The sequence below is a fragment of the Micromonospora coriariae genome (assembly GCF_900091455.1).
GTDB lineage: Bacteria > Actinomycetota > Actinomycetes > Mycobacteriales > Micromonosporaceae > Micromonospora > Micromonospora coriariae.
In genome coordinates this window covers 136,089-150,520 of record NZ_LT607412.1, presented here as the reverse complement: position 1 = coordinate 150,520, position 14,432 = coordinate 136,089, and the positions used below count along the sequence as shown (strand labels likewise).

Below are 14,432 nucleotides of genomic sequence, written 5' to 3'. Positions count from 1 at the left end.
AAACCATGAGCGTGCATCGGTAGGTATCGTGCTCGTCATGCCGGACGCCAGTGTCCCTGAGTTGGCTCACACCGGCCGGTTGGATCGGCATCGTGATCTTGCCGGGTGGCTGCTGACGCCGCTGATCACGCTCGTTGTCGCTCCGGTGATGGCTGGCGCTGTGGGGATGGTCGTGCTGGTCGGGGGCGCCTTCGACCGGACACCGGCGCTCTGCGAGTCGGCCTTGGGCGACAATCGCTGCGAGGAAGTCACCCTCGGCATGTTGGGTGAGCACGCGGTCCTTTCCGCCGCGGTGTGGCTGTTGCTCTGGCTGGTGCCGTGGTGGCGCGGCCTACGCAAGCTGCGGGTCCTGCTGGCCATCATCGATTGCGCCGTGCTGGTGGCCGCGCCGATCCGGATGGCCAGATGACTGCCAGGAACAGGTCGAGGCCGCCGGTGGCAGGGACGAAGCTCTGAACGTGCAGTTGCCTCCGGACACGTACGGATGCGAGGTGCAGAGCTTGTAAGCGAGGCGTCGGGCGACGAGGCAGCGAGAAGGCAGCTCGAGCGTCGACGCGGGTCGACTCCGAACCGGAACCGACGACGCCCGGCACCTGCTCGCCGACGTGGGCCGCCACCAACTGACAGCAGTCGACAACTTGAGACCGCATCCCCCCCGAGGAGGGTCGAAGCTCCGCCTCGGCCTGCTCGCCGTACGGCAGGGAAGTACAACACCGAGTGATTGTGTCTGCGCGCCTGCCTTCCGGGCACCCGTGTTTGCAGTGGCGTTCAGGCCGCTCTTGCTCGCCAGCCCCCTGCAGATCTCACGCAGGTCCTGATACCGATGTGTCACGCAGGTCCCGAGTCCGGACAGAGCGAGCGTCTGTCGGGCTCCAGATGCGTCACGGATCGCTGTCACTTGATCCGTGACACGTCCGGCTAGACGATCTTGCCGTTCGTTGTCTCAGGCTACTGGTGTTCAGTCCCAGAAGTTGAACAGCAGCTCGCCGATTGTGGTCGGTCTCCAGTAGGTGATCTGGTTGTGTTCGTGCTGGCTGAAGGCGCTTAGGTCGACCTGTGACAGGGAGGTCTGTAGCTGCTCGGCGGTGAGGGCCTGGGCGTCGGTCAGGTTGGTGAGGGCAACGGCGAGGCCGGGGTGGTCGACGAAGGTCAGCATGACGTCGCCGTTGGCGTGGGGGCGGGCGAAGGCGATGAACGGCAGGGTGGTGTGCCGCAGCACCGAGATGTGGTGCTGGGCGTCGGCGATATCAACCGTGTGGAAGTTCGGCGTGACGCCGGCGGGAGTGACGCCGGTGACGGTGGCGTCGATGGCGTGGGCGGCGTGGTGACAGACGGCGGTGAAGGCCCTGAGGTCCGCTTGAGCGCCGGACTGCGGGGTGAACCCGGTGGCTCCGGGCGGCAGCTTCATGGTCGGGCTCCGTGGTCGTCGCTCCAGGATGGCCCGGGCTCCACTTCAGTGTGTCAAGACGGTCTTGACGTGGCAGCCCCGACGGCGGCCCGCTCCCACAAGGGCGGGTCGACGGCGACGGGGTGGCAAGGTTCCGCTGGCTGGGTCAATGCCTCGCCAACACGCATGCGACACGGGGCGGGTCGAGTGTCCACCCGGCCCCCAGCTATTGATGGGGGTCGCCAGATCTTGTCAGCGGCTGCGGGGTGGCGGCTGCGTCGATCGCTTGGGCGGGGCCGTCAGAGTGGGTCGAGGCGGCGCTTGAGCAGGCAGAACTCGTTGCCTTCTGGATCGGCGAGGACGTACCAGGACGCATCCGCAGGCTGACCGATGTCGACGAGTTTGGCCCCGGCGGCCAGGAGGCGCTCGAGCTCGGCGTCCTGATCGCGGTCGGTGGGGTTGACGTCGATGTGCAGCCGGGCATGCCCGTTCTTCGGCTCGTCGTTGCGGATGAGGAAGATCGTCGGCTGCGGGCCGCCGAACCCTTCGCGCGGGCCTATCTCGATGTAGACCTCCGCTTCGCGATCGAGCTCTACGAAATCCAGGACCTCGCACCAGAACCGCGCCAGCGCCTCGGGGTCGCGGCACTTGAGCACGAGCTCACCGATACGGCATGCCATTGACGAAACCTACTCTCAGCATGGGAACTGCCGGGGTGGCCGCACGCGGATCTCATGGGCTCCCCGCAGTGAGAACAAGCTCGCGATCGTACTGGGCGAGGCGAGCGGGGCTGGACGAGGGTGCCCGTCGGGCTGAGCCGAGCACCGCTCGCCGGCCCGAGGTGAGGACCGGCGGGACTGACGGTCGTCAGTCAGCAGGAAGTCAGCGAGACGCGCGACAACAGCCGTCAACCGTTGGTACGGGACAGCAAAGTCCCGGACGACAACAGCAGTCGTCTGCATTGATCAGCAAGCATCAACTGTGTGGAGCCGCCTTTGCAAGGCAGTGTGCGGCGACGCGCCGACCGTGGGTGCCGACCGTAACCCAGGTAGCGAAGCAGCAAGGAGGCAGCGCGAGCCTTGAGCCAGGCTGGTCCGGAACATCAACCCACCTCTCACTGATCACCACCGCGACCATCCTTGATCAGCTACTCGAGGCCCGCCGACACGGATCAGTTTGGTAGCCGATGGAGCATCCCCGGCGGCCGGTAGGGGTGGGCAGGGTGAATGCCTACTGTGACCAGCAGCGCGACAGACGAGTCGACCTGTACGCCGGAGTCTGTGACGGGCCCCGGCAAGATGATGGCGTGATGACCGAGCCCGTCACCGCAGCCCGGGTGGAACTGGTGGACGACCTGGAGGGGCTGCCCGGCAGTTCGGACGGCTGTCTGCTTGCCCTGTCTCTGGAAGCTCCGACTTTCCTTTGCGCTGGCGACGTTTGGTGGATCGAGAACGAGGTGCTGTACGTCCAGCGCGGGGACGGCCCGGCGGTGGCGCATCGGGGTCGCCTCGAATGGCGTCGGAAGTGGTAGCACGCGGGGCACGCAGGGGGCACAACACACCGTGAAACGTCGTCAACCAGCGGAGCAACAGTGGCAGCCCGAGACGCCCTGTGAGCAGGCGGCCAGCACTGTTCCTGCTGGTGGCGCGATAGCGGCTCTTAGTGCCCGAGCAACTCTTTCTCAGCTTCGGGGTTGTGTGGCGGCGGGCCCGTACCCAGTGGGTTGACTGGCAGGAGCGCGTATTCCTTCGACGCGAGTTCGACCCGGCGGGCCAGCCGCAGTCGGGGCGCGTCACGGACCCTAGCCGCAGTGGGCTTCTGCCGGCATCCGGATCTGGATCCGAGGAGCGGATGTCCGATCTTGCAGGCTCCTGTTGACCTCAACCAGAGTTCAGGTGCTTCACTGTCGGCCATGGATCTTGATGGTTTGCGCGTCGCCATCACCGGCGCGGCACGTGGCACGGGTCGACTTCTGGCAGAGGCGTTCGCCGAACGCGGCGCACAGATCTTCCTCTCGGCCCGCGACGTGGTAGCGGCCCGGCGGGTTGCGGATGCGATCAACCGGCAGGGGGCAGGTAGGGCTGATGCGTTTCACTGCGACCTCGCCGTACCGGATTCGGTGCGTGGGTTCGCTGCGGCCGTGGCCGACGCCGACCGGACGAGCTACCTCGATGTGCTGATCAACAATGGTGCCTCATACATCGACGGTGACGATCTGGCAGACGTCTCGGACGACACGATCGAGAGCGTGATGGCTGCGGGCGGGACCGGCACCGTGCTGCTGACCAAGCATCTGTTGCCGCTGCTGCGTGCATCGTCGCGGCCCGACGTTGTCAACATGATCTCGACATGCGGCGAGGTGGGGCACCGCCGTTCGGGCGCGCATCCCGCGTTCTACGCGGCCAAGCATGCCCACGCCGGGCTCGCTGAGATCCTGTCGCACCGGCTGCGGCCAGAAGGAATCCGGCTGATTTCCCTTTTCCCACCGGACTTCGTTCAGAACGGGCCGCGGCAGGCGGATAGCGACCTCACTGCGCAGTCGGTCATCGACTGCGTGGTCTTCGCGGTTGGTCAACCACGAGATTGCTTCATCCGTGAGTTCCACTTCGAGCAGGTACGGACTCCACACTCCTGAGCGCCCGCCGCGCCAAGCAGCCTGGGCCAAAGCGAGGATCCTCGGCGCAGGTCCCAGCGCTGAGACCGACGGCGTCGAAACCAAGAGCAGGTGCGCGAATCTGCCGCCGGTGGTGCCTGGTGGCGTCGACTGGCGGCCCGCCGACAGGCAGGACTTGCGGTTCGGTCCTGCGCCGCACCGCCGGTATGGGTCGATGATTTCCTTCGGGTGCAGCGCGGGGGCAGCGAGGTCGCGGAGCGTCGGTGAGGCGAGGTAGAACCTGCCGCGGGCCTCGCCGTGCTGTTCGAGCACGTCCGTCCGGACGAGGGCGCGAAGGTCGCGGGTTGCTTGGTCGAGTCGTTGCCGGACCAGTTGGGCCTGTTGATGATGGGCCTCAGGCAGAATCGAATCCACTTGCTGGGGTACGAGGGTGTGAAGTCGGCCGCTCGGCAACCTCGGTCGAGTTGTGCGATCAAGGGATCGGCGTCCCCAACCTCTCTGGGCAGAACACCTAGGGGCAGAACCGGCCGATCACCTCGGCAGCCGCGCGCGCCATGGTGTTGCCGCCAGCACCGTCGAGGAGCCCGGCCACCACCGCGTCGGCGGTCGTCGCGTTGAGTACGTCCTCGACGTTGCGACGGAACTTGGCGGCCACCTCGTCGGTGGTCAGCGGGTCGTCCGGGTTGCCGCGGGCGTTGCGCACGGTGGCCGACGCCGTGGAGCCGTCCCGCCAGTGGACGGTGACCATCGTCGGCCGCTCGTGCGGGAGGGCGGCGGTGAACACCGGCTCCTCGCGCAGCCGGACCAGAGCGGCCAGCGCGCCAACCTCGGGGCGGGCCAGGCGGTCGGGCAGGAAACCCGCTGCGGCCAGTTCGCCGTCGAGGGCCAGGGTGGCCAGGCTGACCGGCACCGAGAACCGCGCCTGCAGATCCGAGGAGACGTCGACTGTGGACAGCGATGCGGCGAAGGCGAAGGTGTCGACCTCGATCGCGGCCAGGCCCCCGCGCTCGCGCACCGGGTCGGCCACACCCGTGACGGCGGCGCGGAACGCGTCCAGCGCGGGGTGCACCCAGCGTGCGCAGGCGTACGGCTTGAGATAGCTGTCGGTCAGCCGCCAGCGGGTGCCCAGACCCGTGGTCAGCTCCGCGGCGGACAGATCCGTGCAGACCAGGCCGTCGAGCAGTTCGCGGAGCAGGGCCCCCGACCCGGTGGCGCCGTCGGCCGCGCGGCGGGCGGCGGAGGCGCCGTAGTAGGCGCCCAGGCCGGTCCACAGGTTCCGGACGGTACCGCCGCGCATCGGGACGGCGAGGGTCGCGGCCATCGGCACCGAGCCGGCCAGCTCGATGGCGGTGGCGATGGTTGCAGGGGGAAGGTCATCCAGCAGAGCGGTGGCAACCGCTGCGGCGATCGGGCCGTGGATGCCGTGGGGGTGCAGCCCGGGCCGCAGGGTGGTGCCGACGCCGAAACGCATGCCGATCTCGTTGGCGATCAGGAACACCTCGACGAGCCGTCGGTCGTCGACCCCGGCGGCCGCGGCGTGCAGCAGCACGGGCAGCGAGTGCGGCGCCGGGTGCGCCGTCGGTACCGGCGGTAGCCGGTGCCCCTGCGGATGGAAGGACCCGCCGGAATCGGCGTCCAGCCAGGTCGCAGCCGTACCGAGGGTGAGCAGCCGGCCGAACGGAAGGTCGGTGGTGGCCGACGGGCGTAGTGACTCGGCCAGCGCCCGCACGGCCGGATACCGCAGGCCACCCAACAGCGCGCCCAGGGTGTCGAGCAGCAGCGCGCGGGTGAAGGTGAGGACCTTCTCGGGCGGGTCCCAGAGGCTGGTGTCGTGTGCGAAGGCAGCGATCCGCGCGGTGTCTATTCCTTGCATCATCAGCCCTTCGTCAGGCCGTCGCGGACCGCGCGGCTCAGCTCGTCGAGCCGGTCCAGGACGCCACCGACAGCGCCGGCCAACACCACGCCGTCGACGCCGGCAGCGCTGAACGCGGCGAACCGTTCCGCGACCGCGCGCCGGTCGCCGGTCACCACGAAGCGTTCACGGACGAACCGGTCGGCTTCGGCGGGCACGTCGCCGGCGCCGCGGGCATCGGCCGTGCCGTGCCGCCGGTAGTCGTGCGCCTCGGCCACGGCGGCGACCCCGGAGCGCAGCGTGGCCGGCACGTCGAACCAGTCCGGCGCCCGCACCAGCCGGGCCGCGCACGACCCGAGCACGGTCGCGGCGGCAGCGTCGGCGTCGGTTTCGTCGTCGGTCACGACCGCGCGGACGAACATCCAGACCGGCACGTCCGCCCGCGCCGATCGGGCCAACGCCACCGCCTTGCCGACGATCGTGGGGTCCGCGCCCGCGTCGATCAGTACGCCGCCGAGCCGGGCGGTGGTGGCCGCGATGGTGCGCGGCCCGGACGCGGCGCCGAGCAGCAGCGCCGACGCCGGCACCAGTTCGCGCAGCACGTCGAGTGCCGCTTCATACGCACGCAGAGACGGTGGCGCCAGCCCTTCGTTGCGTACCGAACTCTCGCCCCGCCCCACCACGGTGAGCACCCGGCCGGGATGGTGCGCCTCCAGGGTGCGTACGGCGCCGGCCACCGTGGCCGGGTGCCGCAGCCCGAGGCTCAGCACGCACGGCCCGGCGAGCCGGGCCGGGGTGGCGCTGAGCACCCGTTCGGTCTCCACCAGGCAGTCGGGAAACAGCCGTGGGCTGTCGGCCAGGGCGACACCGTCGAGCCCTGCCGCGAGCGCGGCGCCGGCCAGCTCGACCGGGTCCGCCTCGCCGGCCGGCCGCGCCACGTTGAGCACGATCATGGCAACGCCTCCACGAGATCGACGACATCCAGGTCAGCCGCAGCGCGCTCGGGAAGCCCGGCGGCCACCACGGACAGGGTGTGGGCCAGCCCGCCAGGCATGCCTGTGATGCCGGCATCCCAGGCCCGCATCGCGAGCCAGGCGGCGGCCGGGTCGTGCCCGGGCGCGACACCGGGCGGCCCGATCACCATCAGGCTCGCCGCGAGGTCCAGCAGCGCCGGCAGTTCCTTCTCCGGCACCTCGGCCAGTCGCGCCGCGCACACGGTGGCGGCCAGCACACCGGTACTCACCGGCACAGTGGGCGTCGACACCTCGGCGGCGGCGGCGAGCCCGGCGTCGACGGCCGCCGACAGCTGGGCCGCCGACCGGCGCCGGGCCGCGCCGACCGCGAGACCGACGAGGGTCGGCCCGACCGCCGGACCGAGCGAGGCACACCGTTCGCCATTCCACTGCAGAGCGACGTAGGTCTCCGCCCGGGTGCCGGCGCCGATGAGCGGGAACTCGCCGTCCGGTGTGCCGACCCGGGCCGCCCACGCGGCCAGGGATCCCTCCGGTGGTGAGAGCGCGGCGAACCCGGCGAGCAGTGCGGCAACACTCATTCCCGGTTCACCTCGGTGCTCTCGGTGACCAGGTAGAACTTGAACTTCGTGCGGCCGGCCGGGCCGCGTTCGGCCGGCAGCGGGTGCTCCTCGAACCAGCGCAGGTAGTTCGCGTACGCCTCCTCGTCGGCGTAGTGCATCTCGGCGATCCGGTAGAACGTGTAGCCGTCCGGCACGGAGGCTGTGCCGCCGGAGGCCTGCCGCACCGGGCGCAGCACCTTGTTGAAGACGATCCGGTCGAGGTAGGGGTTGGCCAGGAGGTCCGGCGCGTGCACATCGAAGAGCCAGCGCTCGTACTCCTCGGGGCTGACGCCCTCCTCGATCTCGTACCCAAGAATCGTCTTGATCATGTGGTTGCCTTTCTGATGGTCCACAGATGGGATTCGGCGCCCACGCCGAACCCTTCAAGTCGCACTCGCACCGGCTCGATCCGCACCCCGGCCAACTCGGCGGACACCTCGTCGGCGGAGCGCACGGGAGCCTTGGTGAAGCCGGACGCCCGCTGCCGAGCCACCTCCCGCCGGTACACCGCGATGGTCCACTCCGCCGGCATGACCGACGCCGTCCCGCGGATGGCCACCATCCGGGGCGGAACCAGGCCGATGTCGAAGACATGCGGTCGCTCGTTGGTGGCGCCGGGCGCGGGGGAGCCGACCCAGGTGACCAGCGTGTGCGGGTCGCGTCGCCACTGCTCGAGCCGCCGGTGCCCGGCCCGCTGCACCAGGCTGACCGACCAGTCCGGTTCGAGGAACGCGGTCATCGTGCGGCTCACCGGAAAGCCGTCGGAGTCGATGGTGGTCACCTGGGCGAAGCCGGCCTCGCCGAGCACGAAGGCGTGCGCGGCGGCGCGGGCCGTGGCGAGGTCCATCAGCGGGTCCACGGCGCGAGGTGCCAGGTCCTGACGGTCGCCGGCGTCCGTCCGACCCGTGCGGCGAGTTCCGCATGGCGGTAGGTCCGGTCCGGCACGACCGCGCTGAGCACGTCGACGGTGACGCCGGGCCGGGTGAACGGGTACGGGTCGAGCCAGAGCACGCCCGGTCTGCGGACACCCACGGTGATCCGCTCGACCGAGCCGAACGGGTGCGTGCGCACGGGCGGCAGCAGCACGTCCTCGGCCGAATGCTCCAGGGCGGCCAGCTGCGGACCCCAGGGCCGCGCCGCTCGGGGCTCGGCCCCCGGCTGTGGCGGCATCACGCACAGGTAGAGCGAGAGCAGGTCCCAGAGCTGAAGCAGCTCGTAGTTGTGCCAGAGCCTGGTCTCGAACGCGGCCCGGGGCTCGGCCGCCGCCCAGGCCAGTCGCTTCGCCGTCACCCACCGCCGCTCCTCGGCGTCGACCGCCGCGTCCTGCGCCGCCCGGCCCTCGGGGCCGAGGTTCAGTCGGCCCCGGGCGTCCGGAGCCGACCACCGGCCCCGGTAGAGGCCGGTCCAGTGCATGCCGACCAGGACGCCGGCGTACACGTCGCCGAGCGCCACCCGCTCGATGCCCTGGCGGTAGAGCCGCACGTGTTCGGTGGCGTCAATCTCCAAGAAGTGCAGCGGCCGGCGTTCCAGCTCGTGGAAGAGCACCCGGGCGTCCCAGGCCCGCCAGCCCTCGTCGTGCCGCGCGGCCGCGGTGCGCACCGGCGAACCCGGCGTCGGCGTCTCGAACCGGTCATTGCCCCACACGGCCGCCAGCTCGCCCGCGACCCGGCCGTGTTCGACCTGCTCGACCAGGTGCAGCGCGCCGTCGCGTCGGGTGACGATCACGCGGCCGCCGCCCGTAGCGCGGCACCGAGCGAGCGGGCGGTGCCGCCGGCGGCCAGCCCGTCGATCAGGGCGAGCACCGCGTCGGCATGCCCGGGAAAGCGGTGGTCGAGCAGCCGCCGGGCCTTGGTGCGCAACGCGTCCCGGTCGAAGGCCCGGGGGCCGTCGCCGCGCGGCAGATCCGCCGCTCCGGTCAGCACGCGGCCGTCGGCGCGGATGACCCGCACCCGGGCGGGACGGCCGGCCGGATAGCCGGCGTCCAGCTCAGGGTCGTGCCGCACCTCGACCCGCGCGGCCAGGTCGCGGACCGTCGCCGAGCAGACCGTCTCCGCGGTCAGCGTGGTCTCGTCGAGCGTGCCGGTGAGCAGCGCGACCGCGACCGAGGTGGGCACGCTGAACCGGGCGGCCAGCTCGCTGTCGGCGACCGCGTCGAACCGGGCCGCGTGCGCGAACGTGCGCACCTCGACGCGTTCCACATCCGACAACGGGCCGGTCACGGAGGCGATGTCCGCCACCGCGTCGTTCACGCCGTGCAGGTGGGCGCAGGTGGGGTGCGCCTTGGTGTAGCCATGGAGCACCTCGTGGCCATGGTCGTGCCCGACACCCGACCAGTCACGGGCGGCGACCGCTGCGAAATGCCGATCCAGCGCGCCGGGCAGCGGTTCCAGACCGGCCACGGCGGCCGCGCCAAGGCTCGCGCCCAGCTGCACCGACGCGCCCAGGAACGCGTGCCCGCCGGCACGCCCGGCGAAGATGGTCGCCGCGTCGCTGAGCAGCACGGCCGAACCGGCCAGCTCGACGGCGCGGCGCATGGCGGCCGCATCGCCCGGCGCCAGCAGCCGAGCCACCCCGGCGGCCGCCCCGACCTGGCCCCAGGTGCCGATGTCGTGCACGCCATCCGGCGTGCCCCCCATCGCCCGACCGACCCGCACACCGACCTCGTAACCGGCCAGCACCGCCGACAGCAGTTCGACACCCGGCAGGTCCCGGTCCTCGGCGAGCGCCAGCACGGCCGGGACCACGTGCGATGCCGGATGGCCACGGGCCGGTCGATGGCCGTCCTGGAGCTGATCCGCCGCGATCGCGCTGCCATTGAGGAACTGAGCCTCCGCGGCGGGCCAACCGCGCGGCGAGCCCACCACTGTCGACTCACCCGAGCCGCCGGACCCGGCGGCCAACGCGCGCAGCTCGGCCCGCCCGCTGCCCAGCGCGGCGACCGCGATCGTGTCCGCGACCAGGTCGACCACCCGGTCCTGGACGCCGGCGGGTGCTGACGCCCACTCGGTGCTGGCGGCAGTCGCGGCGAGCCGCTCGATCATCCCCGCACCCGGACCATCAGAGCGGCCACGTCGGGCGCGGCGGCCAGGTCCAGCACGGCCGCGGCGATGTCCTCGCGGTCGGGCACCCGTGCGGCGTTGAGCGTGAACTTGGCGGCCAGCTCGGCCGAGCTGAGCGGGTTGTCCGGCCCACCGCGGTTGACGTCGACCCGCACCTCGTGCCGGGTGCCGTCGTGCATCGCCACCCGCAGTACAGCCGGGAACTGGTTCGGGAAGATCTCGTCGCAGCGGGCGTCCGCCACGCAGCGCACCTTCGCCGCCAGCGCCAACCGCGTCTCGTCCGCCGCCGCAGCGTCCGTGAAGTCCTCGTGACCCAGGCCCAGGCCGCCGCCGCCGAGCAGCGCCGCCGCCACCGTGTAGGGGCCGCTGAACGCCGCGTGGTAGCCGGATTGCGGCCGCGCCTTGTCCTCCGGCGGTTGGGCGATCGTGCGCAGCACCGGCGACGGTACGCCCAACTCGATCGACTCGATCGCGGCCGGTTCGATGCCGCGCGCGCGCAGGGCCAGCGCCGCGTCGATGCCGGCGTGCGTGAAGTGGTTGCACGGGTACGGCTTGAAGAAGATTCCCGGCAGCTCCCAGTGCGTGCCGAGCCGGTCCACCACCGCGTCGACGTCGGCCCGCTCGCCGCAGAACGCGTGCAGGAAGCCGAACCGCCCCTCGACCACTGTCGGCGGGCCGGTGAGCCCGTGCCGGGCTAACTCGGCGGCGACCACGCCGGAGTGGGCCGCCCAGCCGCAGTGCACCCGCTTCACGGTGCCGCCGGTCCGGTTGGCCTCCAGCAGTCCGGCACCCATGCTCGCGGCGATCCCGGCCGCGTGGGCGATGCCTTCGGCGTCGGCGCCACCGACCATCGCGGCCGCCACGGCTGCCCCGACCGCGCCGCAGATCGACGTGGCGTGTTGCCCGCGCTCAAAGAACTCGGAATTTCCGAGCGCGCGGTCGTAGCCGCCCATGCCGAGCCGGACGGCGACCTCGATGCCCATTCCGGCCGCGTCGAGCAGCGCGGCACCGGACGCGCCGCGCGCCTCGGCCACCGCCAACGCCGCCGGCACCACCGGCGAGGAGGGGTGCAGAACCGACGGCAGGTGGGTGTCGTCGAAGTCGAGCGAGTGCGCCAGCGTGCCGTTGACCAGCGCCGCGTTCGCGGCCGGGACGCGCAGCCCGGTGCCGATCGCGACGGCCTCCGGCGTGCCGCCGGCCGCCCGGACGTACGCGGTGACCGCCCGTGCGGGCGGCAGCCCGGTGGCGGCGAGGCTGTTGCCGATCAGGTCGAGGACCCTGCGGGCCACGTCCTGCCGCAGGTCGCCGGGAAGCCCACCGCGCCGTACGTCGTCGGCCACCGCCGCGAGCCGGTGCACGATGGTCGGCGTGCTCATGCCGCCACCGCCGCGAACGGCCGGATCGGCGAGCCGGTGCCGCCGACGATGCGCAACGGCGCCATCGCGAAGACGAACGCCGTCAGCCCTTCGGCGGCCGCGTGCTCCAGGTTGAGGTGCTCGATGATGTAGACGCCGGCATCGACCAGCAACACCCGGTGCACGGGCAGAATGCTGTGGCCGCTGCCCGGACGGATCTGCTCGTACGCCGTGGTGTCCGAGCCGGTGGCAACCACCCGACGCTCGGCCAGCCACTCGGCGGCGTCGATGGTGGCGCCCGGCACGCCAGCGGTCTGCCCGAGATAGGTCGTCGCGTCCTCGAAGTGCCGCGCCCAGCCGGTGCGCACCAGCGCGACGTCGCCAGGCCCCGGCTCGACACCGGCCCGCTCGGCGGCGGCGGCCAGGTCGGTCGCGGTCACGCCGTAGCCGGCGGGTAGCACGTCCACCCCGTGTACGGCGGCCACGTCGAGCAGCACACCCCGGGTGAGCAGCGCGGGCGTGTGCTCGGCGCCGAGCGCGCTGAACCGGCCGCCGGTCTGCGCCGCCGCGGCGTCCACGCCGCCGTGCAGCCTGCCGTCGTGGCTGACGTGGGAGAGCGCGTCGACGTGGGTCCCCACGTGCCCCCCGGTCACGATCATCTCGTTGGCTGCCGAGCCGCCGTCCGGGCGGACCATGTCGCCGTGGCGGCGGATCAGGCTCATTCGGAAACCGGGATGGTTCGGCGAGCACGGCATGCCCGTGAAATGCGGGTGCCCGAGCTCGACGAGCCGTACCCCCGCGGTCACCGCGGTGAGTAGGGCGTCGTTAGTGCGCGCCGGGCGGGCCTGCGGCTCGGTGGTCAACTCGTTCCTCCTGATGGCGGTTCGGACGGTTCGGTCAGGTCGTGAACGAGTCGGGCCCGGCGCACCACCGCGGGATCGACGAACCGGCCGTCGGCGTCGAGCACGGCCACCTCGCCGGCCTCCTGCGCGCGCGCCGCGGCGGAAACGACGGCCCGCGCGGACGCCACCTCGGCGGCGGTCGGCGTGAAGACCTCGTGCACGACCGGGATCTGTCGGGGGTGCACCACCGACCGGCCGACGAAGCCGTTGGCCCTGGCCCGCTCGGTGCTGGCGCGCAGGCCGTCGAGGTCGGCGACGTCGGTGTAGACGCTCTGCACGGGCGAGGGGAGCCCAGCGGCGCGGGCCGCGACCACCACCCAGCCGCGCGCCCAGGCCAGCCCGTCGTCACCGGTCACCCGTAGGTCGGCCGACAGGTCGGCCTCGCCCAGCCCCAGCCCGGCGACCAGGGGATGCGCGGTGGCCAACTCGGCCGCCCGGGCCAGCCCGGCGGCGCTTTCCAGGAGCAGTTGCAGCGGCAGCCCGGCCCGGGTGGCGACTTCGCGGATCACAGCCGGGTCTTCGCACCGGGGCACCCGCAAGCCGGTCAGCTCCAACCCGGCCAGCGCGTCGATGTCGTCCTCGCCCCATGGGCCGGTCGGGTCGTTCACGCGTACCCACAGCGGTCGCTCCTGGAGGCCCTGGGAGGCCAGCCGCAGGGCGGTTTCCCGGGCGGTCGTCTTCTGGTCCGGCGGCACGGCGTCCTCGAGGTCGACGACCACCGCGTCGGCACCGGCGGCGAGGGCCTTCGCGACCCGGTCGGCGCGGTGGCCGGGCACGTAGAGCCAGGATCGCGGGGTCACTTGGGGAGCCCGCCGGACCAGCCCAGCGCCCGCGAGATGCGGTCGGCGGCCTCCCACACGAGCGGACCGAAGCGTTCCCGGGCGGCCGCGTCGACCCGGTGCGCAGGGCCGCAGACCGAGATGGCACCGACGACCGTGCCGTCGATGCCGAAGACGGGCGAGGCGACCGAGCCCGCGCCCTCCTGCCGTTCGCCGTCGGAGTTGGCGACCCCGCTCTCGCGGATCGCGGTGAGCCGCGAGCGGAGCAGGTCGTGGTCGGTCACTGTGCGGCTGGTCAGCGACGGCAGTTCGGCGGCGAGCACGCACTCCCGCTCGGTGTCGGGCAGGAAGGCCAGGATGCAGGTGCTGGAGCTGCCGGCGTGCAGGGGGAAACGGCGACCCACCTCGACCGTCATCTTGATTTCCCGTGTGGACTCGACCTGGTCGAGGTAGACCCGGCCGCTATGCACCCGCGCTGACACGGTCGTCGTCTCGCCGGTGGTCAGTTGCAGCTCGCGCAGGACCGGCATCGCGACCGTGCGCAGCTGAGATTCGCGCAGCGCGCGGGCGCCGAGTGCGGCGGCCGCCGGGCCGAGCTGGTAGCCGCGGCTCGCCGGGTCGCTGACCAGCAGCCGACGCTCGACCAGCGTCTGCAGGATCCGGTGCACCACGGCCTTGGACAGGTCGAGGCTGCGCGCTATCGCGGTGACCCCGAGGAAGTCCGGCCCGTCGGTGAACAGGAGAAGGACGTCGGCCACGCGGCTCGCCGCCTCGGTGCCCTGACTTTCTGCCACGTCTTCATCTCCCAGTGCGGTGTTTCCGCCAGCGGAACACGATTCCAGCACCGACTGGCCCGAGGGTCAAGTCCCCAATATGGCGCTATCCAGGGTTGGCGAAGATTCTGCGACGAA

Annotated in this window: 16 protein-coding genes; 3 read left to right on the top strand and 13 right to left on the bottom strand. The window is 71.8% G+C overall.

What is annotated here, in order from left to right; genetic code table 11:
• Window positions 1-37 precede the first annotated feature (37 nt).
• The gene (locus GA0070607_RS00715; protein ID WP_157743045.1) at window positions 38-409 is read left to right on the top strand and encodes a hypothetical protein; all 372 of its coding nucleotides are present in this window, start codon (window positions 38-40) and stop codon (window positions 407-409) included.
• A 549-nt stretch (window positions 410-958) separates the two neighbouring features.
• Here the strand turns inward: GA0070607_RS00715 and GA0070607_RS00710 are convergent.
• Both GA0070607_RS00710 and GA0070607_RS00705 read right to left on the bottom strand, forming a co-directional pair.
• The gene (locus GA0070607_RS00710; RefSeq protein ID WP_089016427.1) at window positions 959-1,408 is read right to left on the bottom strand and encodes a hypothetical protein; all 450 of its coding nucleotides are present in this window, start codon (window positions 1,406-1,408) and stop codon (window positions 959-961) included.
• A gap of 278 nt (window positions 1,409-1,686) precedes the next feature.
• Window positions 1,687-2,067: a VOC family protein gene (locus GA0070607_RS00705; RefSeq protein ID WP_089016426.1), complete on the bottom strand. Its 381-nt coding sequence runs from the start codon at window positions 2,065-2,067 to the stop codon at window positions 1,687-1,689.
• 629 nt (window positions 2,068-2,696) lie between these two features.
• On the opposite strand from GA0070607_RS00705, the gene GA0070607_RS00700 reads away from it, so the two are divergent.
• Together GA0070607_RS00700 and GA0070607_RS00695 are read left to right on the top strand one after the other, a co-directional pair.
• Window positions 2,697-2,918, top strand: a complete 222-nt coding sequence (locus GA0070607_RS00700; RefSeq protein WP_089016425.1) for a hypothetical protein — start codon at window positions 2,697-2,699, stop codon at window positions 2,916-2,918.
• Between the two features lie 381 nt (window positions 2,919-3,299).
• Window positions 3,300-4,022, top strand: coding sequence for an SDR family NAD(P)-dependent oxidoreductase (locus tag GA0070607_RS00695; RefSeq protein ID WP_089016424.1), 723 nt, complete (start codon window positions 3,300-3,302; stop codon window positions 4,020-4,022).
• A gap of 490 nt (window positions 4,023-4,512) precedes the next feature.
• Here the strand turns inward: GA0070607_RS00695 and GA0070607_RS00685 are convergent, their stop codons facing one another.
• From GA0070607_RS00685 to GA0070607_RS00635, 11 genes are read right to left on the bottom strand one after another with little or no spacing between them, the layout of a single operon-like run.
• On the bottom strand, window positions 4,513-5,877 hold the full coding sequence (locus tag GA0070607_RS00685; RefSeq protein ID WP_089016423.1) for an MmgE/PrpD family protein: 1,365 nt from the start codon (window positions 5,875-5,877) through the stop codon (window positions 4,513-4,515).
• Complete coding sequence (locus GA0070607_RS00680) at window positions 5,877-6,806, bottom strand: LLM class flavin-dependent oxidoreductase (RefSeq protein WP_089016422.1); 930 nt, start codon at window positions 6,804-6,806, stop codon at window positions 5,877-5,879. The genes GA0070607_RS00685 and GA0070607_RS00680 overlap by 1 nt, the downstream gene beginning before the upstream one ends.
• Window positions 6,803-7,405: a hypothetical protein gene (locus GA0070607_RS00675; RefSeq protein WP_089016421.1), complete on the bottom strand. Its 603-nt coding sequence runs from the start codon at window positions 7,403-7,405 to the stop codon at window positions 6,803-6,805. The genes GA0070607_RS00680 and GA0070607_RS00675 overlap by 4 nt, the downstream gene beginning before the upstream one ends.
• Complete coding sequence (locus tag GA0070607_RS00670) at window positions 7,402-7,755, bottom strand: EthD domain-containing protein (protein ID WP_089016420.1); 354 nt, start codon at window positions 7,753-7,755, stop codon at window positions 7,402-7,404. The genes GA0070607_RS00675 and GA0070607_RS00670 overlap by 4 nt, the downstream gene beginning before the upstream one ends.
• Window positions 7,752-8,273, bottom strand: a complete 522-nt coding sequence (locus tag GA0070607_RS00665; RefSeq protein ID WP_157743044.1) for a hypothetical protein — start codon at window positions 8,271-8,273, stop codon at window positions 7,752-7,754. Before GA0070607_RS00665 ends, GA0070607_RS00670 begins: the two co-directional genes overlap by 4 nt.
• Window positions 8,273-9,151, bottom strand: a complete 879-nt coding sequence (locus GA0070607_RS00660; protein WP_089016418.1) for a DUF3891 family protein — start codon at window positions 9,149-9,151, stop codon at window positions 8,273-8,275. Before GA0070607_RS00660 ends, GA0070607_RS00665 begins: the two co-directional genes overlap by 1 nt.
• Window positions 9,148-10,467, bottom strand: a complete 1,320-nt coding sequence (locus tag GA0070607_RS00655) for an MmgE/PrpD family protein (protein ID WP_089016417.1) — start codon at window positions 10,465-10,467, stop codon at window positions 9,148-9,150. The genes GA0070607_RS00660 and GA0070607_RS00655 overlap by 4 nt, the downstream gene beginning before the upstream one ends.
• Window positions 10,464-11,861, bottom strand: coding sequence for an MmgE/PrpD family protein (locus GA0070607_RS00650; RefSeq protein ID WP_089016416.1), 1,398 nt, complete (start codon window positions 11,859-11,861; stop codon window positions 10,464-10,466). Before GA0070607_RS00650 ends, GA0070607_RS00655 begins: the two co-directional genes overlap by 4 nt.
• Window positions 11,858-12,703, bottom strand: a complete 846-nt coding sequence (locus GA0070607_RS00645; protein WP_231930708.1) for a cyclase family protein — start codon at window positions 12,701-12,703, stop codon at window positions 11,858-11,860. Before GA0070607_RS00645 ends, GA0070607_RS00650 begins: the two co-directional genes overlap by 4 nt.
• A complete protein-coding gene (locus tag GA0070607_RS00640; protein WP_089016415.1) occupies window positions 12,700-13,542 on the bottom strand; it encodes an HpcH/HpaI aldolase/citrate lyase family protein in 843 nt (280 codons plus the stop codon). Before GA0070607_RS00640 ends, GA0070607_RS00645 begins: the two co-directional genes overlap by 4 nt.
• The gene (locus tag GA0070607_RS00635; protein ID WP_089016414.1) at window positions 13,539-14,315 is read right to left on the bottom strand and encodes an IclR family transcriptional regulator; all 777 of its coding nucleotides are present in this window, start codon (window positions 14,313-14,315) and stop codon (window positions 13,539-13,541) included. Before GA0070607_RS00635 ends, GA0070607_RS00640 begins: the two co-directional genes overlap by 4 nt.
• Window positions 14,316-14,432: the final 117 nt, after the last annotated feature.

Coding starts and splice junctions, on each gene's coding strand:
- GA0070607_RS00715 (WP_157743045.1), top strand. CDS start 38: ATGCCGGACGCCAGTGTCCCTGAGTTGGCTCACACCGGCCGGTTGGAT.
- GA0070607_RS00710 (WP_089016427.1), bottom strand. CDS start 1,408: ATGAAGCTGCCGCCCGGAGCCACCGGGTTCACCCCGCAGTCCGGCGCT.
- GA0070607_RS00705 (WP_089016426.1), bottom strand. CDS start 2,067: ATGGCATGCCGTATCGGTGAGCTCGTGCTCAAGTGCCGCGACCCCGAG.
- GA0070607_RS00700 (WP_089016425.1), top strand. CDS start 2,697: ATGACCGAGCCCGTCACCGCAGCCCGGGTGGAACTGGTGGACGACCTG.
- GA0070607_RS00695 (WP_089016424.1), top strand. CDS start 3,300: ATGGATCTTGATGGTTTGCGCGTCGCCATCACCGGCGCGGCACGTGGC.
- GA0070607_RS00685 (WP_089016423.1), bottom strand. CDS start 5,877: ATGATGCAAGGAATAGACACCGCGCGGATCGCTGCCTTCGCACACGAC.
- GA0070607_RS00680 (WP_089016422.1), bottom strand. CDS start 6,806: ATGATCGTGCTCAACGTGGCGCGGCCGGCCGGCGAGGCGGACCCGGTC.
- GA0070607_RS00675 (WP_089016421.1), bottom strand. CDS start 7,405: ATGAGTGTTGCCGCACTGCTCGCCGGGTTCGCCGCGCTCTCACCACCG.
- GA0070607_RS00670 (WP_089016420.1), bottom strand. CDS start 7,755: ATGATCAAGACGATTCTTGGGTACGAGATCGAGGAGGGCGTCAGCCCC.
- GA0070607_RS00665 (WP_157743044.1), bottom strand. CDS start 8,273: ATGGACCTCGCCACGGCCCGCGCCGCCGCGCACGCCTTCGTGCTCGGC.
- GA0070607_RS00655 (WP_089016417.1), bottom strand. CDS start 10,467: ATGATCGAGCGGCTCGCCGCGACTGCCGCCAGCACCGAGTGGGCGTCA.
- GA0070607_RS00650 (WP_089016416.1), bottom strand. CDS start 11,861: ATGAGCACGCCGACCATCGTGCACCGGCTCGCGGCGGTGGCCGACGAC.